Below are 20,384 nucleotides of genomic sequence, written 5' to 3' on the forward strand. Positions count from 1 at the left end.
TCCTGCCTCGTTCGGCCCCCGAACCGGGAACCGAGTAAAGCATTAGTAAGTTGCATAGATGGGGCCCGGCGTTTGCAGGGCCTCCAGATTCCAACAGCGAACTTCGAGGTGCGCACCTTGGCTTTCCAGATGCCGGACCGCGGCGGAGGCCCGACAGGGCCGCGGATGAGAGTGGGCCGACCGTCCCGGCGCGTCCGGACCCTGCTCATGACACTGGGCGTACTGGCCGTGCTGGCCATGGCCTTCGTCATGTTCGCGGGGTTCTGGACGGACTGGCTCTGGTACCGGTCGGTGAAGTACTCGTCGGTCTTCACGACCACGCTGTGGACCAAGATCGGTCTGTTCTTCGTCTTCGGACTGCTGATGGCCGTGGCCATCGGCGTGAACATCTGGCTGGCCCACCGTCTGAGGCCGCCGCTCAGCGCCATGTCGATGGAGCAGCAGAGCCTCGACCGGTACCGGATGAGCGTGGCCCCGTACAAGAAGTGGATTCTTCTCGGGATCACCTCGCTGGTCGGGCTGATCGCGGGAGCCTCCGCGGCCGGCCAGTGGCGTACGTGGCTCATGTGGGTGAACGGGGTGCCCTTCAACCAGAAGGACCCCCAGTTCCACCTCGACGTGTCCTTCTACGCGTTCGATCTGCCCTGGTACCGCTTCATGCTGGGCTTCGGCTTCGCGGCCGCGATCCTCTCCCTGATCGCCGCGGCGCTGACGCACTACCTGTACGGCGGACTGCGTGTCACCAGCCCCGGTGCGCGCGCCACGGCGGCGGCCACCGGCCATCTGTCGGTGCTGCTGGGCATCTTCGTCGCACTGAAGGCGGTGGCGTACTGGCTCGACCGGTACGGCCTCGCGGTGAAGTCCAGCGACTTCAAGGCGACCGGCAACTGGACGGGCCTGAGGTACGTCGACGCCAACGCCTATCTGCCGGCCAAGACGATCCTCTTCTGCATCGCGGTCATCTGCGCCCTGCTGTTCTTCGCCACCCTGTGGCGGCGCACCTGGCAGCTGCCCGTCATCGGCTTCGGCCTGATGGTGCTCTCCGCGATCCTCATCGGCGGTCTGTACCCGGCGATCGTGCAGAAGTTCCAGGTCCAGCCGAACGAGCAGGCCAAGGAAGCGCCGTACGTCGAGAAGAACCTCAAGGCGACCCGCGACGCGTACGGCATCACGGGCACCGAGGTCACCGAGTACGCGGGCACGAGCACGACCAAGGACAAGACGAAGCTGCGCGACGACGCCGACGGCGCCGCGAGCATCAGGCTCCTGGACCCGAACGTCGTCTCGCCCACGTTCCAGCAGCTCCAGCAGGTCCGTAATTACTACGCGTTCCCGTCGAACCTCGACGTCGACCGCTACAGCAAGGACGGCAAGGACCAGGACACCGTCATCGGTCTGCGCGAGCTGAACCTGCAGGGCATCCCGAAGAGCAACTGGATCAACAACCACTTCCGTTACACGCACGGCTTCGGAGTGGTCGCGGCCAAGGGCACCACCGCCGACGCCGAGGGACGCCCGGAGTTCACCGAGTACGACCTGCCGTCCAAGGGCGACCTCGGCGAGTACCAGCAGCGGATCTACTACGGCGAGAAGACCAGCCAGTACTCGATCGTCGGCGGTCCCCAGAAGGAGATCGACTACTCCGACGACACCGGCGAGAAGACGACCAGCTACAAGGGCAAGAGCGGTGTCAACCTCTCGAACCCGGTCAACCGGGCTGCGTACGCGGTGGCGTTCAGCGAACCGCAGATCCTCTACTCCGGCGCGATCGGTGAGGGCTCGCGGATCCTCTACAACCGCACGCCCAAGGAGCGCGTCGAGGCGGTGGCCCCCTGGCTGACCATCGACGGCGACGCCTATCCCGCGGTGGTCGGCGACAAGATCGAGTGGATCGTCGACGCGTACACGACGACGAACGGCTACCCGTACGCCTCGCGCACCACGCTCGGGGACACGACGGCCGACTCGCTGACCGCCGCCAACAACCAGCGGGCGGTGGTGGCCCAGCAGAACCAGGTCAACTACATCCGCAACTCGGTGAAGGCGACCGTCGACGCGTACACCGGCAAGGTCACGCTCTACGAGTGGGACACCAAGGACCCGGTCCTGAAGACCTGGAAGAAGGCCTTCCCCGGGACGGTGAAGCCCAAGGCCGACATCCCGCAGGCCCTCATGGACCATCTGCGGTACCCGCAGGACCTGTTCAAGGTCCAGCGCGAGTTGCTGACCCGCTACCACGTGAAGGACGCCGAGACGTTCCTCAGCGGCAGCGAGGTGTGGCAGGTGCCGGACGACCCGACCAACAAGTCGGGCAACGCGGTGCCGCCGTACTACCTCAGCATGAAGATGCCGGGGGAGGAGTCGCAGGCGTTCTCGCTGACGACGACGCTCACTCCGAACGGCCGCGACAACCTGAGCGCCTTCATGTCGGTCAACGCCGAAGCCGGCACGAACGACTACGGCAAGATCAACATTCTCAAACTGCCCACCGGCAGAACGGTCGACGGACCGAAACGGGTGCAGAGCCAGTTCAACTCCGAACCGTCCATCGCCGAGTCGATCAGGCTCCTCAGAGGTGGTGACTCGGAAGTCGAGTACGGCAACCTGCTGACGGTGCCGCTCGACGGCGGACTGCTCTACGTGGAGCCCGTCTACGTACGCGGTGGTGGACTGAAGTACCCGCTGCTGCGGAAGGTGCTGGTGACCTACGGAGGCGCGACGGCCTTCGAGGACACGCTGGGGCAGGCGCTCGACAAGGTCTTCGGAGCGGAGGGTTCGACCGCCGAACCGCCGGCCGAGGACGAGACGAATCCGCCGCCGACCTCCAGTGACCCGACGGTCCAGGAAGCGCTCGACGACGCCCAGAAGGCCTTCGACCAAGGCCAGGAAGCCCTCAAGAAGGGCGACTGGGAGGCGTACGGAACGGCGCAGAAGGACCTGGAGGACGCGCTGAAGAAGGCCGAGGACGCACAGGCCGCGGCCGACAAGAAGGCGGGCGGCAGCGACAAGGCCGGCGACTCGGGCGACAAGAAGACCGAGGAGAGTGCCAAGCCCAGCAGCAGTCCGAGCAGCAGCAAGAGCCCGGACAGCAGCTGAGCAGAGGTGAGTCAGGAGCCACCCTCGCGCCGTGGTACGGTTTGAACACAACGGCGCGGGGTGGAGCAGCTCGGTAGCTCGCTGGGCTCATAACCCAGAGGTCGCAGGTTCAAATCCTGTCCCCGCTACTGATGTTGAAGGACCCGGATCCTCACAGGATCCGGGTCCTTCTGCGTGTGCGGACTGTCAGCCGAGTGTGCAAGGACGCTCCTCGTTCACCAGTGCTGCCGCGGTGAAGGCCGCGCTGGACGGAGGGAGTTGAGGAAAATGTGTTTCACTTGTCTCTCTGTGGGCATGTCGACAAAACGCTGAAGTGACCTCACTGGCTGCGGTATACCAGGTGTACCCAGGTTGCAGGTGGTGCGACGATGGACGTTATGGGGGACAAGGCAACTCTGTTGGATACAGGGCGGTTTGTGCAGCCTTCCGACCGGGACGAGACCGGTGAGGCTGTGGAGGAGGCTCGTCAACGGCTCGCCGCGGCAAAGGGCGACGCCGAGGCGATGAGCGTCCTCGGAGCCATGCTGCTCCGCCGCGGTGATCTCGACGGAGCCGAGCCGCAGCTGCGCGCTGCCACCGCGGCCGGTGACCGGGCCGCCGCCAACAACCTCGGTGTCCTCCTGCACCAGCGCGGCTACGCGGAGGAGGCCGCCGGATGGTGGCGGATCGCCGCCGTCGCCGGCTCCGCCGCCGCCGCGCACGCACTGGGCCGTTATCACCGTGAGCGCGGCGACGAGCCCGCCGCCGAGTACTGGCTGCGCCAGTCCGCCGAGCAGGGCCACCCGCTGGGCGCGTACGCGCTCGCCGACCTCCTGGAGCACCGCGGTGACCCCCGCGCCCAGGACTGGATGCGCGCCGCCGCCGAGCGAGGACACCGCGAGGCGGCCTACCGGCTCGCCCGCGCACTCGACCGGACGGCCGCGCGCGCGGACGGGACCGACTTCGACAGCGGTGTCTTCGAGACCGCGGGGACCGCGGGCGCGGCGGCCGAGCAGTGGTACCGGCAGGCCGCCGCGCGCGGCCACCGCCGGGCCGCGCTGCACCTCGGGGCGATCCTGGAGAGGCGCGGGGAGCTCAAGGAGGCCGGGCGCTGGTACCTGACCTCCGCCAAGGACGGCGAGGCACGGGCCGCCTGCGCGCTGGGATTCCTGCTGCGGGACGCGGGCGACACCGAGAGCGCGGCCGTGTGGTGGCTGCGCGCCGCCCAGGACGGCGACGGGAACGCCGCCAACGCCCTGGGCGCGCTGCACGCCGAGCGGGGCGAGACGCAGACCGCCGAGCGGTGGTACCGGGCCGCGATGGACGCGGGCGACGTGAACGGCGCGTACAACCTCGGGCTGCTCTGCGCCGAGCAGTCGCGGACCGCCCAGGCCGAACAGTGGTACCGGCGGGCGGCGTACGCGGGGCACCGCGAGGCGGCCAACGCCCTGGCGATTCTGCTGCTGCAGGTCGGGGACGCCGCCGGGGCCGAGCCGTGGTTCTCCAAGGCCGCCGAGGCCGGCAGTGTCGACGCCGCGTTCAACCTCGGCATCCTGCACGCCGGACGCGGTGAGGACGCGGCGGCGCTGCGGTGCTACGAGCGGGCCGCCGCGGCCGGGCACGCCGAGGCCGCGCTCCAGGTCGGCATCGCCCGGCTGAGGGACGGCGACGAGTCGGCCGCAGAGCGGCACCTCAGGTGCGCCGCGGGAGGCGGCAGCGCGGAGGGGGCCTACCGGCTGGCGACCGTGCTCGACGCGCGGCGCCCGCCCGCGCCCGAACACGAACTGGGGGAGCAGGCCACCGAGAAGAGCGAGTGCGAGGAGTGGTACGAGCGGGCCGCGTCCCAGGGGCATCGGCGGGCCCAGGTGCGGGTGGGGATGCTCGCGTCCGCGCGCGGGGACGTCGTGGAGGCCGCCCGGTGGTACCGGGAGGCTGCCGAGGCCGGGTCGCGGAACGGGGCGTTCAATCTGGGGCTGCTGCTGGCGCGGGAGGGGAGCGAGCCCGAGGCCGCGCTGTGGTGGGCCCGGGCCGCCGATGCGGGGCATGGGCGGGCGGCGCTGCGGCTCGCCCTTGTCTACGCGCGTCGTGGGGAGCTGGCGGAGGGGCAGCGGTGGGCTGATCGGGCGGTGTCCCTCGGGCCGGGGGAGGTTTCTGAGCGGGCCGCTCGGTTGCGGGATGCTTTGCGGCAGGAGTTGTCCGCGTGACCCCTCCGGGGGGGGGCGGGGGAGGGGAGGAGTGGCGGGGTGGGGTTTTCGCCCCCGCCGCCCCTTCCCGTTCCCGTCCTCGTATGGGGGCTTCGCCCCCTTGCCCCCCTGTCGCGCTTCGCGCTCGTCCTCAAGCGCCGGACGGGCTGGGACGGAGCCGCCGGAAGTGATTTGCGCTGGTCGGTCGGGGTGACGTACTGTTCAGACATCGCCGCGGGGTGGAGCAGCTCGGTAGCTCGCTGGGCTCATAACCCAGAGGTCGCAGGTTCAAATCCTGTCCCCGCTACTGAAACCGAAGGCCCGGAACCAGATCATTGGTTCCGGGCCTTCGGTGTTGTGCGTGACTCCGGGAGCCACGCGGAGGACGGGGGCGTCAGGCCGCTGCCGCGCAGTTCGGGCAGAGGCCCCGGTAGGTCACTTCCACGTTCGAGACCGTGAAACCGAAGCGCTCCGAGTCGGGGAGGTCCGCCAGCGGGTTGCCGTCCGGGTGCACGTCCTTGATCGCGCCGCACTGGGCGCAGACCAGGTGGTGGTGCGGCCGGTGGGCGTTCGGGTCGTACCGCTTGGCCCGCTTGTCCGTGGCGACCTCCAGCACCTCGCCGAGCGAGACCAGCTCGCCCAGGGTGTTGTAGACGGTCGCCCGGGAGATCTCCGGGAGCCGCACCACGGCGCGCGCGTGCACCTCGTCGGCCGTCAGGTGGACGTGGTCCCCGTTCAGTACCTCGGCCACGACGCGCCGCTGCGCGGTCATGCGCCAGCCGCGTCCGCGCAGTCGTTCCAACAGGTCGCTCATACCCACAGCTTAACAGCCTGCTGGACCAGAACCCGAACAGGTGTGACTTTGGAGCGTGGCTTGACTTAGACAATGTCTATTGTAGGATCGATCTCGACTTTGGCAGAGGAACGCAGGAGGCGCACGTGACGCAGGGACCGCTTACGACGGAGGCCGGCGCGCCGGTGGCCGACAACCAGAACAGCGAGACCGCGGGCATCGGCGGCCCGGTCCTCGTCCAGGACCAGCTCCTGCTGGAGAAGCTCGCGCACTTCAACCGCGAGCGCATTCCGGAGCGGGTCGTGCACGCCCGGGGCGCCGGCGCCTACGGCACGTTCACCGTCACCGCCGATGTCACCGGTTACACGCGAGCCGCGTTCCTCTCCGAGGTAGGCAAGCGGACCGAGACCTTCCTGCGCTTCTCCACCGTGGCCGGCAACCTCGGCTCGGCCGACGCCGTCCGTGACCCGCGCGGCTGGGCGCTGAAGTTCTACACCGAGGAGGGCAACTACGACCTCGTCGGCAACAACACCCCGGTGTTCTTCGTCAAGGACGCCATCAAGTTCCCCGACTTCATCCACACGCAGAAGCGCGACCCGTACACGGGCTCGCAGGAAGCCGACAACGTGTGGGACTTCTGGGGGCTGTCGCCCGAGTCCACCCACCAGGTGACCTGGCTCTTCGGTGACCGCGGCATCCCGGCCTCGTACCGCCACATGAACGGGTACGGCTCGCACACCTACCAGTGGAACAACGAGGCCGGCGAGGTCTTCTGGGTCAAGTACCACTTCAAGACCGACCAGGGCATCAAGAACCTGACGACCGAGGAAGCGGTGAAGGTCTCGGGGCTCGACCCCGACTCGCACCAGCGCGATCTGCGGGAGTCGATCGAGAGCGGCGACTTCCCGTCCTGGACCGTGCAGGTGCAGATCATGCCGGCGGCCGACGCGGCGGCCTACCGCTTCAACCCGTTCGACCTCACCAAGGTGTGGCCGCACGAGGACTACCCGCCGATCGAGATCGGGAAGCTGGAACTCGACCGCAACCCGGAGAACATCTTCGCGGAGGTCGAGCAGAGCGTCTTCAGCCCCGCGCACTTCGTGCCGGGCATCGGGCCCTCGCCCGACAAGATGCTCCAGGGCCGCCTCTTCGCGTACGGCGACGCCCACCGCTACCGCGTCGGCGTCAACGCCGACCACCTGCCGGTGAACCGTCCGCACGCCACCGAGGCGCGTACCAACTCCCGTGACGGCTTCCTGTACGACGGCCGCCACAAGGGTGCGAAGAACTACGAGCCGAACAGCTTCGGCCGGCCCGCCCAGACGGACCGGCCGCTGTGGCAGCCCCTCCCCGTCACCGGTCTCACCGGCAACGGCGAGGCGCCCGTCCACGCCGAGGACGACGACTTCGTACAGGCGGGCGATCTCTACCGTCTGATGTCCGAGGGTGAGCGGGAGCGGCTGATCGGCAACCTGGCGGGGTTCATCGCCGAGGTCTCGCGCGACGACATCGCCGCGCGGGCGATCGACAACTTCCGGCAGGCCGACGAAGACTTCGGCAAGCGGCTGGACGCCGCGGTCCAGGCCCTCCGCGGCTGATACCGGCACTGGATCGCTTGCCGTAGAGAGCGGGCCGGATTCCCCCGTACCGGGGAGCCGGCCCGCTCACCTCCGTGCCGCCGCCCCCGCAGGGCCCCTCGGGGCTCTCAGGCCGGGGTGGGCTGACGGAGCGGTGCCCAGCAGCGGATGATGTCGCGGACCGAGACGATCCCGGCCGGTTCGCCGTGGTCGAGGACGATGAGATGCCGGAAGCCGCCGTGGGCCATCGCCCGGGCGGCCTCCTCCAATGTCCAGGTCGGAGCCGCGAACACCACGTCGGTGGTCGTGTGCGCGTGCGCCCGTTCGGTGTCCGGGTTCTGGCCCAGGCCGACGGAGTTGAGGATGTCGCGCTCGGTGAGGATGCCGATCCCGGTGCCGTCGGGATCGAGGACCACGGCCGCGCCGACGCGGCGCGTGGCCATCAGGGCGGATGCCTTCCGGAGGGTGTGGGCGGGGCCGATGGTGAGGACCACCGTGCTCATGGCGTCGCGGACGAGCATGGACGGAGCCACCTCCTACGAATCCGTTCGTTAACGAATTCACAAGTTCACAAGTGGGGGAACTCTCAGAGTCGCAGTCAAAGGGAGGGTCAACAAGAGGGCGTACGCGGCTGGTTCGGGGCGCGTGTCCAGTCGCCCGTGCCCCGGACGATCCCACGCGCCCCACGAGCGCCGGTGCGCGGCGCCCAGGGGCGGACGGTGGTTGTCGGGCAGGCCCTAGTAACGCTGGTTCAAGTACCCCAGCAGTTCGTCGTGGAGGATGCCGTTCGAGGCCGCCGCGTTGCCGCTGTGCGGGCCCGGACGGCCGTCGAGGCCGGTGAAGGAGCCGCCCGCCTCGGTCACCACGATCGCGGTCGCCGCCATGTCCCAGAGCGAGAGTTCGGGCTCCGCGCAGATGTCGACCGAGCCCTCGGCGACCATCATGTACGGCCAGAAGTCGCCGTACGCGCGCGTGCGCCACACCTCGCGGGACAGGTCCAGGAAGCCGTCCAGCAGGCTGCGTTCCTCCCAGCCGCTCAGCGACGAGTACGCGAACGAGGCGTCCTTCATCCGTGAGACCTGCGAGACCTTCAGACGGGACGCGGACGACAGACTGCGGCCGGTGAAGGCGCCGTGGCCCTTCGAGGCCCACCAGCGGCGGGCCAGCGCGGGTGCGGAGACCACGCCGACGACCGGCTGGTAGCCGCCCTCGCCCGCCTCCATCAGCGCGATCAGGGTGGCCCAGACGGGGACTCCGCGTACGTAGTTCTTGGTGCCGTCGATCGGGTCGATCACCCAGCGGCGGGGGCCCGTGCCCTCGACCCCGTACTCCTCGCCCAGGATCGCGTCCCGTGGCCGTGCCCGTCCGAGGTGGCCGCGGATCAGTTCCTCGGCGGCCTTGTCGGCCTCGCTCACCGGGGTCATGTCCGGCTTGGTCTCGACCTTGAGGTCGAGCGCCTTGAACCGGTCCATCGTCGCGGCGTCGGCGGCGTCCGCCAGGACATGGGCGAGGCGCAGGTCATCGCGATAGTCGGGCATGGGGGAACGGTACCGCTCCGGGGGGTGCGGCTATAGGGCTGGGGTTGTGGAGAGGGGGTGGGGTTGTGGGGGCGGTCGTCGGGTGCGGGTCCGTCGTGGTCACCCGCGCCGTTCCCCGCGCCCCTGGGGAGGGTGGGGCCTCGGGTTTGCTTCCCGGGTGCGGGTGCGTCGTGGTTGGCCGCGCAGTTCCCCGCGCCCCTGAAGGCAAAGGATTGCGCAGTTCCCCGCGCCCCAGAGGCAAAAGACTGCGCAGTTCCCCGCGCCCCTGGACGGCGTCCCCTGGGGGCGCGGGGAACTGCGCGCTCAGTCACAGTGGGCCCGCACCCTACGAGCGGACCGGCTCTGCCCAAGGGCGCGCACCCCCGCTTTCGTGGGGGGCGTGCGCCCCGTAGGGCGTGCGAAGTCTTGACAGTGCCCGCGCGCGCGTCAACTCTGATGCGCAGAGCCGATCGCCCCAGGGAGGCGATGATGCCTGCAGCGCGGGAATCCCTACTGGACGCCGCCTACACGGCACTCGGACGCCGTCCGTGGTCCGCCGTGCGGATGGTCGATGTCGCCGCTGTCGCCGGGGTCTCCCGGCAGACCCTCTACAACGAGTTCGGGAGCAAGGAAGGCCTCGCCCGCGCGCTCGTACGGCGGGAGGCGGACGCCTATCTCGCCGGCGTGGAGCGCGCCCTGGTGAGCCGGCCCGAGCCCCGGGAACGGCTGGCCGCCGCGGCGGAGTGGACGGCGGCCGCGGCCCGGGGGAACGTACTGGTGCGCGCGATGCTCACGGGATGCTGGGGAGAGCGGCTGCCCTCTCCGACCCTGTCCGCCGTGCCGTCGTCCTCGGCCGTGCCCGCCCAGCGCCGGGCCGACGGGCCGTTGCCCTCGCCCGGCGACTTCGTGGCGCTGGTACGGGACCGGGCCGTCGCCTCGCTCGCCGCGCACGGCGGGTCGAAGACGGAGGCGGCGGAGCTGGCCAGGGCATGCGAACTCGCCGTGCGGCTGGGGGTGTCGTGCGTGCTGGCCCCGGCGGGGGAGGGAGGCACGGCCGGGCTGGTCCGCAACGCGCTCGCCACGGTGCGTTCCGTGGTCTGAGGTGCCTGCGCCGCCGGGGAGGCGCCCGCGCGGCCGGAAGGGAGCCGGCTCAGTGGGACGAGCCGGACAGCTGCAGGCCGATGACTCCAATGATCACGAACGAGATCGAGACGATCTTCAGCGTGGACACCAGGTCGTCGAGGAAGATCATGCCGTAGATGGCGGTACCGGCCGCGCCGATGCCCGTCCACACCGCGTAGGCGGGGCCCACGTCGAGCTTCTTCAGGGACAGCGTCAGCAGGCCGAAGCTGCCCAGCGCGAAGATGCAGAAGGCGATCGTCGGCCAGAGTCTCGTGAAGCCGTGGGAGAGCTTGAGGCAGACGGCGAAACCCGTCTCCAGGAAGCCCGCCACGACGACCAGCAGCCACGCCATGTGATGCCCTCCCACGCTCCGTGACCGCTCGGACTTGGTGCGATTATGCCTTTACCGTCGCGACAGGGACGCAAACAACACAGAGGTCACGCGGCGATCAGTCGCCCTCGCGCCGCTCCCTGGTGGAGAGCAGCCGGCGCAGCGAGTACAGGCGGGCCGGATCCGCGTGGCCCTCGGCGACCCACGCGTCCAGCGCGCAGTCCGGCTCGTCGTGGCTGCACGCGCGCGGGCAGCCCTCCGTGCCGGGCTCCAGGTCGGGGAACGCCTTGATGACCTGCGAGGGGTCCACATGGTGCAGTCCGAAGGACCGCACGCCCGGCGTGTCGACGAGCCAGCCCTCGTCGCCCGGCAGCGGGACCGCGCGCGCCGAGGTCGTGGTGTGCCTGCCGCGGCCCGTGACCGCGTTGACGACACCCGTGGTCCGCCGCCGCTCCGTCGACACGAGCGCGTTGACCAGCGTCGTCTTGCCCACGCCGGAGTGTCCGACGAACGCCGTGATCTTGCCGTCCAGCTGCTTGCGTACGCGGTCGACGGCCTCGCCGCTCTCCAGCTCCTCCCGGCTCGTGACGACGTACGGGACGCCCAGCGCCCCGTACAGCTCCAGGAGTTCGTCGGGGGACGCCAGGTCCGACTTGGTGAGGACGAGGAGCGGGTCGAGGCCGCCCGCGTACGCCGCGACCAGGCAGCGGTCGATCAGACGGGGGCGCGGCTCCGGGTCGGCGAGGGCCGTGACGATGGCCAGCTGGTCGGCGTTGGCGACGACCACGCGCTCGTACGGATCGTCGTCGTCGGCCGTGCGCCGCAGGACCGAGGTCCGCGGCTCGATCCGGACGATCCGGGCCAGGGTGTCCTTCTTGCCGGTCAGATCGCCGACGATGGCCACCCGGTCGCCGACGACCGCCGCCTTGCGGCCCAGTTCGCGTGCCTTCATGGCGAAGACCACGCGGTCCTCCACGAGGCAGGTCAGCCGGCCGCGGTCCACGGTGAGGACCATGCCCTCGGCCGCGTCCTCGTGCTTGGGCCGGATGTTCGTCCGGGGGCGGTTGCCCTTGCGGTTCGGACGCGAGGGGATGTCGTCCTCGTCGGTGTGCTTGCCGTAACGGCGCATGATCCCGGTCCGCCCGTCAGTTCCCGAGCATTCCGGTCCACAGAGCGGGAAAGTCGGGCAGGGTCTTCGCCGTCGTCGCCACGTTCTCGATCTGTACGCCCTCCACCGCGAGGCCGATGATCGCGCCCGCGGTCGCCATGCGGTGGTCGTCGTACGTGTGGAAGATCCCGCCGTGCAGCGGGCGCGGGCGGATGTGGAGGCCGTCGGCGGTCTCGGTGACGTCGCCGCCGAGTTCGTTGATCTCCTTGGTGAGCGCCGCCAGCCGGTCCGTCTCGTGCAGCCGCAGATGGGCCACGCCGCTGAGGGTCGAGGGGGAGTCGGCCAGCGCCGCGACCGCTGCGATGCCCGGGGTCAGCTCGCCGACCTCGCCCAGGTCGACGTCGAGGCCGTGGATCGAGCCGGAACCGGTGAACTCAAGTCCCCGTTCGGTCAGTTCGCAGGAACCGCCCATCTCGGTGAAGATCTCACGCAGCCTGTCACCCGGCTGGGTGGTGCGGGCGGGCCAGTCGGGGATCACGACCGTACCGCCGGTGACCAGCGCGGCGGCCAGGAACGGCTGGGCGTTCGACAGGTCCGGCTCGACCGTCAGATCGCGGCCCAGGAGCGCACCCGGGGTGACCCGCCAGACGTTCGGCTCGCCGCCCGACTCCGGGGTGTCCACCTGCGCGCCGATCGAGCGCAGCATGTCGACGGTCATCCGGATGTGCGGCATGGACGGCAGTGTCGAGCCCGTGTGCCGCACCTCCACGCCCTGGTTGAAACGCGGTCCTGACAGCAGCAGCGCCGACACGAACTGCGAGGACGAGGACGCGTCGATCTCGACGGGGCCGCCCTCCAGCGCCCCGCCGCCCTGCACGGTCAGCGGCAGCGCGCCGCGGCCGTCGTCGTCGATACGGGCCCCGAGGGCGCGCAGGCCGTCGATCACGCCGTGCAGCGGGCGCTCGTACGAACGGGGGTCGCCGTCGAAGCGGATGGGGCCGTCGGCCAGTGCGGCGACCGGCGGCAGGAAGCGCATCACGGTGCCGGCGTTGCCCACGTCGACCGTGGTCGGGCCCTGGAGGCCCGAGGGGATGACTCGCCATGCCTCGCCGGACCCGTCGGGGCCCACGCCCTCCTCGATCCCGACGCCCATCGCCCGCAGGGCACCGGCCATCAGGAGAGTGTCGCGGGAACGCAGCGGGCGGCGGAGCCAGCCGGGCTCGGCCGCGAGTGCCGCGAGGACGAGCGCGCGGTTGGTGACCGACTTGGACCCGGGCACGTGGACCGTCGCGTCGACGGCTCCGCTCGCGTGCGGGGCGGGCCAGAGGGCGGTGAGTGCGGGGTTAACGGGCATGCCCTCACTTTAAGGGTTCGCCACTTACGGAGATCTTGATCGAAAGCGGTGGTGCGCTCCGAGGGGGTGGGGGGTGCGCCTGAGAGCTCGGGAGGCTGGTGTGGTCGGGCGGCTGCGGGCTCGCTGTGGCTGGTCGCGCCCACGCGGCGGAGCCGCATTTCAATACAGCCCCGCGCCCCTCAGGAGGGGCTGCGCCCCGTCCAGAGCCTCACAGGTTCAGCAGCCAGTTGGCGCCGGCCAGGAGTGAGCACAGGGAGACCGCGTGGAAGAGGAACAGCCACAGGCCCGCCGGTATGTGCGTCAGGCGTGACAGCTGGTCCGCGTCCGAGTCGCCCGCTCCGCCGCGTGAGCGCTTGGCCTGCAGTTCGAAGGCCGGGCGGACTCCGCCGAGCAGCAGGAACCAGACGACGGCGTACGCGAACGCCGCCTGGACCTGGGGACCGGCCAGCCAGGACACCACCACGAACGTGCCGCCGGTGACGAGGACCGTGAGGGCGCCGTACGCGTTGCGGATCATCACCAGCATGGCCACGAGCAGCAGGGTGGCCAGCCAGAGCAGGGCGGTGATGTGACCGGCCGCCAGCAGCGCGGCGCCGCCCAGGCCGAGCAGCGGGGGAGCCGTGTAGCCCGAGGCCGCCGTGAGGATCATGCCGAGGCCGGTCGGCTTGCCGCGGCTGACGGTGAGACCGCTGGTGTCGGAGTGCAGCCGGATGCCGCTGAGGCTGCGGCCCGTGAGCAGCGCGACCAGGCCGTGGCCGCCCTCGTGGGCGATGGTGATGGCGTTGCGCGAGAGCCGCCACACCGGGTGCGGCACTATCGCGGCCAGCGCGGCCACCATCGTGGCGACGACGACCCAGGTGTCGGGGTCGGGCTGGCTCCCGAAGACCTCGTCCCAGACGGTCGCCAGCGAGGTGGCTGCGGTGCTGTCCATTGGTGGCTCGGGCTCCCTTGGGGCGCTGTCGGCGGGGGTTTGCGCGTGGGCCAGGCAGTCTGACATGTATGAGCGGACGGTATGTGAGACGCGGGACGGCCGGGGATCGTTCCGGACGGCTAAGACGCAGGTCACAGCGGTGAAGTACCGGAACGGTCCGGGATAACTGCTCTACCCTTGGCTGCTGTGCGCAGGCCCGGAGACACCTGTGAACCGCTCCGGACCGCTCCGGGACAGGGCGGGATCCCGGAAGCCGTCGAGACGGTGACTGCGACGATGTAGGTTCGCGATTGCGTCAGGTCGGAGGGGTGGTTCCAGATGTGCGGACGGTACGCGGCCAGTCGTGGGCCCGAGGACCTCGCGGGGGTCTTCGAGATCGAGAAGTGGGAGCCGGAGGACGCTCTCGACCCCGACTTCAACGTGGCCCCGACCAAAGAGGTCTACGCGGTCCTGGACCGCCCCCTCAAGGGTGCCGAGGACCCCGCGCCGGTCCGCCAGCTGCGCCGCCTCAAGTGGGGCCTGATCCCCTCCTGGTCGAAGACGCCCGAGGGCGGCGCCCGGATGATCAACGCCCGCTCCGAGACCGTCCACGAGAAGCCCTCGTTCCGACGTGCCTTCACCTCCCGGCGCTGTGTCATACCGGCCGACGGCTACTACGAGTGGGTCACCGGCACCGGCGAGCGCGACCTGGAGGTGGAGGGCAGGAAGAAGCGGCCCCGCAAGCAGCCGTACTTCGTGCTCCCCGCCGACGGCTCCGTCTTCGCGATGGCCGGACTGTACGAGTTCTGGCGGGACAGGACGCTGCCCGACGACCACCCCCGCGCCTGGTGGGCGACCTGCTCCGTCATCACCACGGAGGCGGAGACCTCGCCGCTCGCGGTCGGCCCCGAGGAGGGTCCGCGTTCCCTCGCCGACATCCACCCCCGTATGCCGCTGATGCTCACCCCGGACCGCTGGGACGCCTGGCTCGACCCCTCCCGTACGGACGTCGAGGACCTGCGCTCCCTGCTCGCGCCGCCGCCGGAGGGTCTGATGCGGGCGTATCCCGTCTCCACGGCCGTGAGCAACGTCCGCAACAACGGCCCGGAGCTGCTGAAGGAGCTGGAGGGGCCCGAGGAGGGCACACTCTTCTGACGTGACGCATGTGACGGAGACGGTCGAGACGGTCGAGACGGACGCGGGCACGGCCCGGATCACCTGGCACCGGGCGGTGAAGGCCGAGAAGCCCGGGGAAGCCGGCAAGCCCGACAGGGCTGACAGGGCTGACAGCGTCGACAGGGCGGCGAACACGGCAATGGCGGCGAAGGCGGCACGGCTCGTGCTGGCCGTCAGCCATGGCGCCGGTGGCGGGATCGAGGCGCGCGACCTCCGCGCACTCGCCGCCGTCCTGCCCGCGCACGGAGTGGCCGTGGCCCTCGTCGAACAGCCCTGGCGGGTGGCGGGCAAGAAGCTCGCGCCCGCTCCGAAGACGCTGGACGCGGGCTGGCGGGGCCTGTGGCCGGCGCTCGCCGCACCGGGGCTCCCCGTCGTCGCGGGAGGCCGCAGCGCCGGAGCCCGGGTCGCCTGCCGGACGGCCTCCGAGCTGGGCGCACACGCCGTCCTCGCGCTCAGCTTCCCCCTGCACCCGCCGGGCCGGCCGGAGAGGTCCCGCGCCGGCGAACTGCTCGGCGCCGGGGTGCCCACGCTCGTCGTCCAGGGCGGCAACGACCCGTTCGGACGTCCCGAGGAGTTCCCGGAACGGACCCGGCCGGACTCGTACGAGCTCGTCGAGGTGCCGTACGGCGATCATGGCTTCGCGGTGCCGAAGCGTGCCCCGGTCGGTCAGGAGCAGGCGTTGACGGTCATCACGGACGGCGTCCTGAAGTGGGTTTCGTCACTCCCGTGACCCCGGGAATGTTGCGCCCCGGACCACTGTTGTGCGGATCAGACAGCACGGAAGGTGTGCTGGGAGACGTCGTACGAGAGGAAGTCCGCCGCATGGGTTCGACCATCTGCCCGAGCCGTGGCAGCAGCACAGACCTGGAGTGGTCGGTGCTGCACGCGGCGAAGACCGCCCCTGTTCGGGTGGCGGGCGGACCGGATCGGCAAGCCGCCGCGACCGCCGGTCGTCTATTCTCCGATTCAGGTGGGACCGGTTTCGGCCCCATCCAGACTCTGGAGGAGGTGGGTCCGGTCACAGGGACCGACGCAGGGACCGAAAACGGCCAGGCGGAGCAGCCCGAGGACACGGGCAGCAGCGAGTCCACCGCCGAGCGCAATGTGCGCTTCGAGCGGGACGCGCTGGAGTTCCTCGACCAGATGTACTCGGCCGCGCTGCGCATGACGCGGAACCCGGCCGACGCCGAGGACCTGGTGCAGGAGACGTACGCGAAGGCGTACGCGTCCTTCCACCAGTTCCGTGAGGGCACCAACCTCAAGGCGTGGCTGTACAGGATCCTCACCAACACCTTCATCAACTCGTACCGCAAGAAGCAGCGCGAGCCCCAGCGGTCCGCCGCCGAGGAGATCGAGGACTGGCAGCTGGCGCGTGCCGAGTCGCACATGTCGACCGGTCTGCGTTCCGCCGAGTCGCAGGCGCTCGACCACCTGCCCGACTCGGACGTCAAGTCGGCGCTGCAGGCGATCCCCGAGGAATTCCGCATCGCCGTCTATCTCGCGGACGTCGAGGGCTTTGCGTACAAGGAGATCGCGGACATCATGGGGACACCCATCGGTACGGTGATGTCCCGCCTGCACAGGGGTCGCCGTCAGTTGCGCGGCATGCTGGAGGACTACGCCAAGGACCGCGGCCTGGTCCCGGCGGGCGCCGGAGAGTCGGACGGAACGAAAGGCTCGGGCTCATGAGCTGCGGAGAGCCGCACGAGACGGACTGCAGTGAAGTACTCGATCATCTCTACGAGTTCCTCGACCACGAGATGCCCGATGCCGACTGCACCAAGTTCGAGGTGCACTTCGAGGAGTGCTCACCGTGCCTTGAGAAGTACGGACTCGAGCAGGCCGTGAAGAAGCTCGTCAAGCGCTGCTGCGGTCAGGACGACGTGCCGACCGATCTGCGGGCCAAGGTCATGGGCCGTATCGAGCTGATCCGCTCCGGGCAGACGGTGCCCGAGCACGAGGTGACGACCGCGGACGCCCGCGGCGCCGCCGCCGAGGGCTGAGAAGAGCCCCGAAGCACGTCTTGCGCCTCTGAGAACGACCCGACGCCGGACCGGTTCTGCCGGTCCGGCTTCTGGGCGTTACGGGTGACGCGGGCGCTGCGGATGTGACGGGCCTGGTGTCAGACCTCCAGTGACGTCTCGATCCGCTTCAGGCTGTGCCGGGCCAGCGCCAGGTTGCTGCGGCCGCGGTCGAGGGCGAGGTACAGGAAGAGCGTGCCGCCGCTGGCGGTGAGCGGGCGTATCAGGTGGTACTGCTTGCCCAGCGTGATCAGGATGTCCTCGATGGTGTCGTCCATGGCCAGCGAGGACAGCGTCCGCAGCTTCGAGCGCATCACCTCGGTGTTGCCCGCCGACGCGAGTTCCAGGTCGAGCGTCGGTCCGCCGCCGAGCGTGCCGAGCGCCATGCCGCTCTCGTAGTCCACGAGGGAGACGCCGATGGCACCTTCCACGGACATGGCTTCCTTGAGCGCGGTCTCGATGTTCATGCTGTTGCCCCAATTCCTCGGTGACGCTGTCCGGTCGTTGCCAGTACAACTACGATCGAACACAAGCGACTAGTGCGCCACAAAATACAAAATATGACGTCTGTTGCGTAAGTTGAAGCTCAAAGTAGTGTGCGACGTCAAGACGTGAAGGGGGAACGGGGTAATGACGACGGCCGTTGATGCCTCCCTGGTCCGGCTTCTCGACTCCCCCGGGGTCACCGGCGTCGCCCTGGTCGACGCGGTCACCGGCCTCACCTACGGGGTGGCCGGGAACGCGGAAGAGGCGGGGGACGGTGCCGAGTGCGCCGAACTCGCGGCCCTCATCGCCGAACGACTGGGGCGAGCGGGTGCCGAGGGGGAGTTGGAGAGTGTGATCATGACCAGCACGCGGCGCCATCAGGTGCTGCTCGCCGTGGAGCGGCCGGTCGGCGACCCGCTGCTGCTGACCGCGGGGATGGACCGGGAACGGGCCAACCTGGCGCTCGCCACGCGGAGCCTGGCCGACCGGGCCGCCGAGGTGCTCGCATGACGACAGCCGAGGCACGCAATCTGCCCGCGCTGCTGCAGGGGTTGCACGAAGAGGGTTACAGCGGGACCGTACGGGTCTCCGGATCTCCAGGCGGAACGATTCACCTGAGGGGCGGCCTGATCGCCGCGGTCGAGACGCCGGGCGCCCCGACCGCCACCTCGGTGCTGCTCACGCCGGGCCGTATCGACGACGAGACCTGGCTGGCCGCCTGCGCGGCGGAGCCCGACACGGACGGGCTGGGCGGGTACCTGGTGTCCGCCGGTCTGATCGGCGCCGCCGAACTGGAGGTCGTCTGCACGGCTTCGGTGTTCGACGCGGCCTTCGCCATGGCGATCGGGCCGCCCGGTGGCTGGACGCTGGACGGCCCGGAACCCGTTCTGCACGCCGGGCGCGGTGTGGAGCCGCGGCGGCTGACCGAGGAGACCACCCGGCGCATCGTGCGGCTCTCCGGGCCGTGGGGGGCGCCGGGCGAACTCGCCCGGATACGGCCCGCGGCACTGCCGGACGCCGGTCTGCGCCGCGGCCTCTCGGACCGCCATCGCTCCGTGCTGAGCACCGTCAACGGCCGCCGAACCGCCCGGGACATGGCCTTCACGCTGGGGCGCGGGCTGTACGCGATCATGCTGGACCTGACCCGTCTGGAGGCTCAGGACCTCATCCGCTGGGACACGGGCGGCCCGGCCGACGGCCGGCCCAGCACCGCACCGCGCGTGCTGCCCGGACGCGGCGCTCCGGACGCGCCGGAGGCGAGCCCTCCGCAGGCCGAGCCGGCCGCGAAGGCCGCGCCGCTGCCGAGGCGTACACGGGGTGGCGGCTCGTGGCCGGGGGAGACCCGGACGCGCGACAGCCAGCCGCGCGACGGCCAGGCGCATGAGGCCCATGCGCCGGACGGGCAGGCGCGGGAAGGCCCGCCGGGGGAGGCGTCCGCTGAGGGAAGCGACGCTCTGCCCGCGGGGACGACCGGGGGGCACGGGGGCTAGTGAGTTCAAGCAGACGTCGGGCGGCCAAGCGTCTTCGACGGGGGACGAGCGCCGAGGCCCGGCGGACCGCGCACCGCCGCACACGGGGCGCGGACACCGCGCCGGGCCCGGACGGCATGGGGACACGGGACACCACGCCGACATGGGACGACGTACGGGGATCGGATGCCGGACCGGCTCGTGATGGCGTACGGGGATCGGGCGCCGGACCGGCACGCGATGGCGTACCTGGGCCGGACACCGGACCGGCACCGGACCGCGTTCCGGGATCGGGCACCGTGCCGGGGTCCGGCGTACCTGGAACGGACGCCGGACCGGGGACGGACAGCGTGCCGGAGGCGGAGGCCGCGTCAGCGCCGGACACCTTGTCGGCGCCTGGGCACCGTGATGCTCGTGGGGCGGGCGTGGGGCCGGGGGCCGACAGCTCGGCGTCGGCTTCGGCGTCCGCGTTCGCGGAGCGTCCGCCGCCGTTGCCCGTGCGGGGTGCCGCCTCGTCCGCCTCCGCGCCGCCGTTCGCCTTGCCGCCGTTGTCTCCCGAGCAACTGGCCGCCGACCAGCCCTCTCTCGACATGCTGCGCCGGGTCCGCCGGGGCCTCGGCGCGCTTCCGGACGCCGACTGACACCGCTCCGACCGCACCACGACCACCCATGCACGCAGCAAGGAGCGCCATGAGCGACACGTCTCAGCCCAATCCCCTCACCGAGATCCTGACCTCGCTGCGCGACCGGGTGATGGGGGTCTCCGAAAGTGTCCTGTCCACCGCGGACGGACTCCTCGTGGTCGCCGACACGGACTCCTCCCACGCCGAGTCCGTCGCCGCGCTCGCCGCCGCGACCCTCGGTGTGGCCCGCCGTATGGCCGACCAGACGGGCGTCGGCGCGCTGCGCGAGGTGGTGGCGCGGTGCGGTTCGGGGCACGTCATCGTGATGGCCGTGGGCGACCGGGCCCTGCTGACCGTGATGGGGGACGACGGCCTGGACCTCGCCACGCTCCAGCGGGAGTCGCCCGCCACGGTGGAGCAGTTGACCCAGGCGCTCGCGGCCGACGTGGCGCGCTGAACCACCGGCCCGGAGAACGATCCGGGCGCCGCCGGACTCGTACGGACGTCCGGTCGCAGCCGAGTACGAGCCCTCGTACGAACGCGCGGCTCACTCGAACGGGCGAATCTGCTCCCGCCGCCCGGTGAATCGGCCCATGCCTCCCCCCGGCCCCACCCGACCGCCCTATCGTCCATGTCCCG

General features: G+C 70.6%; 20 protein-coding genes and 2 tRNA genes. 14 read left to right on the top strand and 8 right to left on the bottom strand.

Going from position 1 to position 20,384, the window contains the following annotated elements; translation table 11 throughout:
* Positions 1-129 precede the first annotated feature (129 nt).
* The 4 genes from ACFVH5_RS16965 (at position 130) to ACFVH5_RS16980 (ending at position 5,565) form a co-directional block, all read left to right on the top strand.
* Positions 130-3,096: a UPF0182 family protein gene (locus tag ACFVH5_RS16965; protein WP_385834485.1), complete on the top strand. Its 2,967-nt coding sequence runs from the start codon at positions 130-132 to the stop codon at positions 3,094-3,096.
* Positions 3,097-3,150: 54 nt separating this feature from the next.
* Positions 3,151-3,224, top strand: a tRNA-Met gene (locus ACFVH5_RS16970).
* A 240-nt stretch (positions 3,225-3,464) separates the two neighbouring features.
* On the top strand, positions 3,465-5,279 hold the full coding sequence (locus ACFVH5_RS16975) for a sel1 repeat family protein (RefSeq protein WP_385834465.1): 1,815 nt from the start codon (positions 3,465-3,467) through the stop codon (positions 5,277-5,279).
* A gap of 212 nt (positions 5,280-5,491) precedes the next feature.
* A tRNA-Met gene (locus tag ACFVH5_RS16980) sits at positions 5,492-5,565 on the top strand.
* Positions 5,566-5,652: 87 nt separating this feature from the next.
* Here ACFVH5_RS16980 and ACFVH5_RS16985 read toward each other — a convergent pair.
* Positions 5,653-6,072: a Fur family transcriptional regulator gene (locus ACFVH5_RS16985; RefSeq protein WP_107020127.1), complete on the bottom strand. Its 420-nt coding sequence runs from the start codon at positions 6,070-6,072 to the stop codon at positions 5,653-5,655.
* A gap of 125 nt (positions 6,073-6,197) precedes the next feature.
* Here ACFVH5_RS16985 and ACFVH5_RS16990 point away from each other — a divergent pair, with 125 nt between their 5' ends.
* Positions 6,198-7,649 (top strand): catalase, encoded by a 1,452-nt coding sequence (locus tag ACFVH5_RS16990; RefSeq protein WP_385834466.1) that lies wholly within the window; start codon positions 6,198-6,200, stop codon positions 7,647-7,649.
* Between the two features lie 107 nt (positions 7,650-7,756).
* Here the strand turns inward: ACFVH5_RS16990 and ACFVH5_RS16995 are convergent, their stop codons facing one another.
* Positions 7,757-8,149 (bottom strand): cyclic nucleotide-binding/CBS domain-containing protein, encoded by a 393-nt coding sequence (locus tag ACFVH5_RS16995; protein WP_385834468.1) that lies wholly within the window; start codon positions 8,147-8,149, stop codon positions 7,757-7,759.
* A gap of 216 nt (positions 8,150-8,365) precedes the next feature.
* Positions 8,366-9,166: a histidinol-phosphatase gene (gene hisN, locus ACFVH5_RS17000; protein WP_265648093.1), complete on the bottom strand. Its 801-nt coding sequence runs from the start codon at positions 9,164-9,166 to the stop codon at positions 8,366-8,368.
* A 465-nt stretch (positions 9,167-9,631) separates the two neighbouring features.
* Here hisN and ACFVH5_RS17005 point away from each other — a divergent pair, with 465 nt between their 5' ends.
* The gene (locus ACFVH5_RS17005; RefSeq protein ID WP_385834469.1) at positions 9,632-10,246 is read left to right on the top strand and encodes a TetR/AcrR family transcriptional regulator; all 615 of its coding nucleotides are present in this window, start codon (positions 9,632-9,634) and stop codon (positions 10,244-10,246) included.
* A 49-nt stretch (positions 10,247-10,295) separates the two neighbouring features.
* Here the strand turns inward: ACFVH5_RS17005 and ACFVH5_RS17010 are convergent, their stop codons facing one another.
* The 4 genes from ACFVH5_RS17010 to ACFVH5_RS17025 form a co-directional block, all read right to left on the bottom strand.
* Positions 10,296-10,619 carry a DMT family transporter gene (locus ACFVH5_RS17010; protein ID WP_384804454.1) on the bottom strand — a complete coding sequence of 108 codons (324 nt, stop codon included), beginning with the start codon at positions 10,617-10,619 and terminating at the stop codon, positions 10,296-10,298.
* Between the two features lie 97 nt (positions 10,620-10,716).
* A complete protein-coding gene (gene rsgA, locus ACFVH5_RS17015) occupies positions 10,717-11,727 on the bottom strand; it encodes a ribosome small subunit-dependent GTPase A (protein WP_385834470.1) in 1,011 nt (336 codons plus the stop codon).
* 16 nt (positions 11,728-11,743) lie between these two features.
* Complete coding sequence (gene aroA / locus ACFVH5_RS17020; protein WP_385834471.1) at positions 11,744-13,060, bottom strand: 3-phosphoshikimate 1-carboxyvinyltransferase; 1,317 nt, start codon at positions 13,058-13,060, stop codon at positions 11,744-11,746.
* A gap of 208 nt (positions 13,061-13,268) precedes the next feature.
* Positions 13,269-13,991, bottom strand: a complete 723-nt coding sequence (locus ACFVH5_RS17025) for a M50 family metallopeptidase (protein ID WP_384804448.1) — start codon at positions 13,989-13,991, stop codon at positions 13,269-13,271.
* A 318-nt stretch (positions 13,992-14,309) separates the two neighbouring features.
* On the opposite strand from ACFVH5_RS17025, the gene ACFVH5_RS17030 reads away from it, so the two are divergent.
* From ACFVH5_RS17030 to rsrA, 4 genes are all read left to right on the top strand, one after another.
* The gene (locus ACFVH5_RS17030) at positions 14,310-15,125 is read left to right on the top strand and encodes an SOS response-associated peptidase (protein ID WP_385834472.1); all 816 of its coding nucleotides are present in this window, start codon (positions 14,310-14,312) and stop codon (positions 15,123-15,125) included.
* 160 nt (positions 15,126-15,285) lie between these two features.
* A complete protein-coding gene (locus ACFVH5_RS17035; protein ID WP_385834486.1) occupies positions 15,286-15,876 on the top strand; it encodes an alpha/beta family hydrolase in 591 nt (196 codons plus the stop codon).
* 278 nt (positions 15,877-16,154) lie between these two features.
* Positions 16,155-16,835, top strand: coding sequence for an RNA polymerase sigma factor SigR (gene sigR, locus ACFVH5_RS17040; protein WP_055507026.1), 681 nt, complete (start codon positions 16,155-16,157; stop codon positions 16,833-16,835).
* Positions 16,832-17,149: a mycothiol system anti-sigma-R factor gene (gene rsrA, locus ACFVH5_RS17045; RefSeq protein ID WP_384804444.1), complete on the top strand. Its 318-nt coding sequence runs from the start codon at positions 16,832-16,834 to the stop codon at positions 17,147-17,149. The genes sigR and rsrA overlap by 4 nt, the downstream gene beginning before the upstream one ends.
* 119 nt (positions 17,150-17,268) lie before the next feature.
* Here rsrA and ACFVH5_RS17050 read toward each other — a convergent pair whose 3' ends face one another.
* Positions 17,269-17,634 carry a hypothetical protein gene (locus ACFVH5_RS17050; protein ID WP_385834473.1) on the bottom strand — a complete coding sequence of 122 codons (366 nt, stop codon included), beginning with the start codon at positions 17,632-17,634 and terminating at the stop codon, positions 17,269-17,271.
* Between the two features lie 163 nt (positions 17,635-17,797).
* Here ACFVH5_RS17050 and ACFVH5_RS17055 point away from each other — a divergent pair, with 163 nt between their 5' ends.
* The 4 genes from ACFVH5_RS17055 (at position 17,798) to ACFVH5_RS17070 (ending at position 20,202) form a co-directional block, all read left to right on the top strand.
* Complete coding sequence (locus ACFVH5_RS17055) at positions 17,798-18,163, top strand: hypothetical protein (protein ID WP_384804440.1); 366 nt, start codon at positions 17,798-17,800, stop codon at positions 18,161-18,163.
* Positions 18,160-19,143, top strand: coding sequence for a hypothetical protein (locus tag ACFVH5_RS17060; RefSeq protein WP_385834474.1), 984 nt, complete (start codon positions 18,160-18,162; stop codon positions 19,141-19,143). The genes ACFVH5_RS17055 and ACFVH5_RS17060 overlap by 4 nt, the downstream gene beginning before the upstream one ends.
* A 404-nt stretch (positions 19,144-19,547) precedes the next feature.
* Complete coding sequence (locus ACFVH5_RS17065) at positions 19,548-19,763, top strand: hypothetical protein (protein WP_385834475.1); 216 nt, start codon at positions 19,548-19,550, stop codon at positions 19,761-19,763.
* A 49-nt stretch (positions 19,764-19,812) separates the two neighbouring features.
* Positions 19,813-20,202, top strand: a complete 390-nt coding sequence (locus ACFVH5_RS17070; protein ID WP_385834476.1) for a roadblock/LC7 domain-containing protein — start codon at positions 19,813-19,815, stop codon at positions 20,200-20,202.
* The last annotated feature ends 182 nt before the right edge of the window (positions 20,203-20,384 follow it).

The sequence above is a fragment of the Streptomyces sp. NPDC127119 genome (assembly GCF_042677425.1).
Lineage (GTDB): Bacteria > Actinomycetota > Actinomycetes > Streptomycetales > Streptomycetaceae > Streptomyces.

Bases quoted from the DNA above. Each gene is read 5' to 3' on its own strand.
- ACFVH5_RS16965 (WP_385834485.1), top strand. From the start codon at position 130: ATGCCGGACCGCGGCGGAGGCCCGACAGGGCCGCGGATGAGAGTGGGC.
- ACFVH5_RS16975 (WP_385834465.1), top strand. From the start codon at position 3,465: ATGGACGTTATGGGGGACAAGGCAACTCTGTTGGATACAGGGCGGTTT.
- ACFVH5_RS16985 (WP_107020127.1), bottom strand. From the start codon at position 6,072: ATGAGCGACCTGTTGGAACGACTGCGCGGACGCGGCTGGCGCATGACC.
- ACFVH5_RS16995 (WP_385834468.1), bottom strand. From the start codon at position 8,149: ATGCTCGTCCGCGACGCCATGAGCACGGTGGTCCTCACCATCGGCCCC.
- hisN (WP_265648093.1), bottom strand. From the start codon at position 9,166: ATGCCCGACTATCGCGATGACCTGCGCCTCGCCCATGTCCTGGCGGAC.
- ACFVH5_RS17005 (WP_385834469.1), top strand. From the start codon at position 9,632: ATGATGCCTGCAGCGCGGGAATCCCTACTGGACGCCGCCTACACGGCA.
- ACFVH5_RS17010 (WP_384804454.1), bottom strand. From the start codon at position 10,619: ATGGCGTGGCTGCTGGTCGTCGTGGCGGGCTTCCTGGAGACGGGTTTC.
- rsgA (WP_385834470.1), bottom strand. From the start codon at position 11,727: ATGCGCCGTTACGGCAAGCACACCGACGAGGACGACATCCCCTCGCGT.
- aroA (WP_385834471.1), bottom strand. From the start codon at position 13,060: ATGCCCGTTAACCCCGCACTCACCGCCCTCTGGCCCGCCCCGCACGCG.
- ACFVH5_RS17025 (WP_384804448.1), bottom strand. From the start codon at position 13,991: ATGGACAGCACCGCAGCCACCTCGCTGGCGACCGTCTGGGACGAGGTC.
- ACFVH5_RS17030 (WP_385834472.1), top strand. From the start codon at position 14,310: ATGTGCGGACGGTACGCGGCCAGTCGTGGGCCCGAGGACCTCGCGGGG.
- ACFVH5_RS17035 (WP_385834486.1), top strand. From the start codon at position 15,286: ATGGCGGCGAAGGCGGCACGGCTCGTGCTGGCCGTCAGCCATGGCGCC.
- rsrA (WP_384804444.1), top strand. From the start codon at position 16,832: ATGAGCTGCGGAGAGCCGCACGAGACGGACTGCAGTGAAGTACTCGAT.
- ACFVH5_RS17050 (WP_385834473.1), bottom strand. From the start codon at position 17,634: ATGAACATCGAGACCGCGCTCAAGGAAGCCATGTCCGTGGAAGGTGCC.
- ACFVH5_RS17055 (WP_384804440.1), top strand. From the start codon at position 17,798: ATGACGACGGCCGTTGATGCCTCCCTGGTCCGGCTTCTCGACTCCCCC.
- ACFVH5_RS17060 (WP_385834474.1), top strand. From the start codon at position 18,160: ATGACGACAGCCGAGGCACGCAATCTGCCCGCGCTGCTGCAGGGGTTG.
- ACFVH5_RS17070 (WP_385834476.1), top strand. From the start codon at position 19,813: ATGAGCGACACGTCTCAGCCCAATCCCCTCACCGAGATCCTGACCTCG.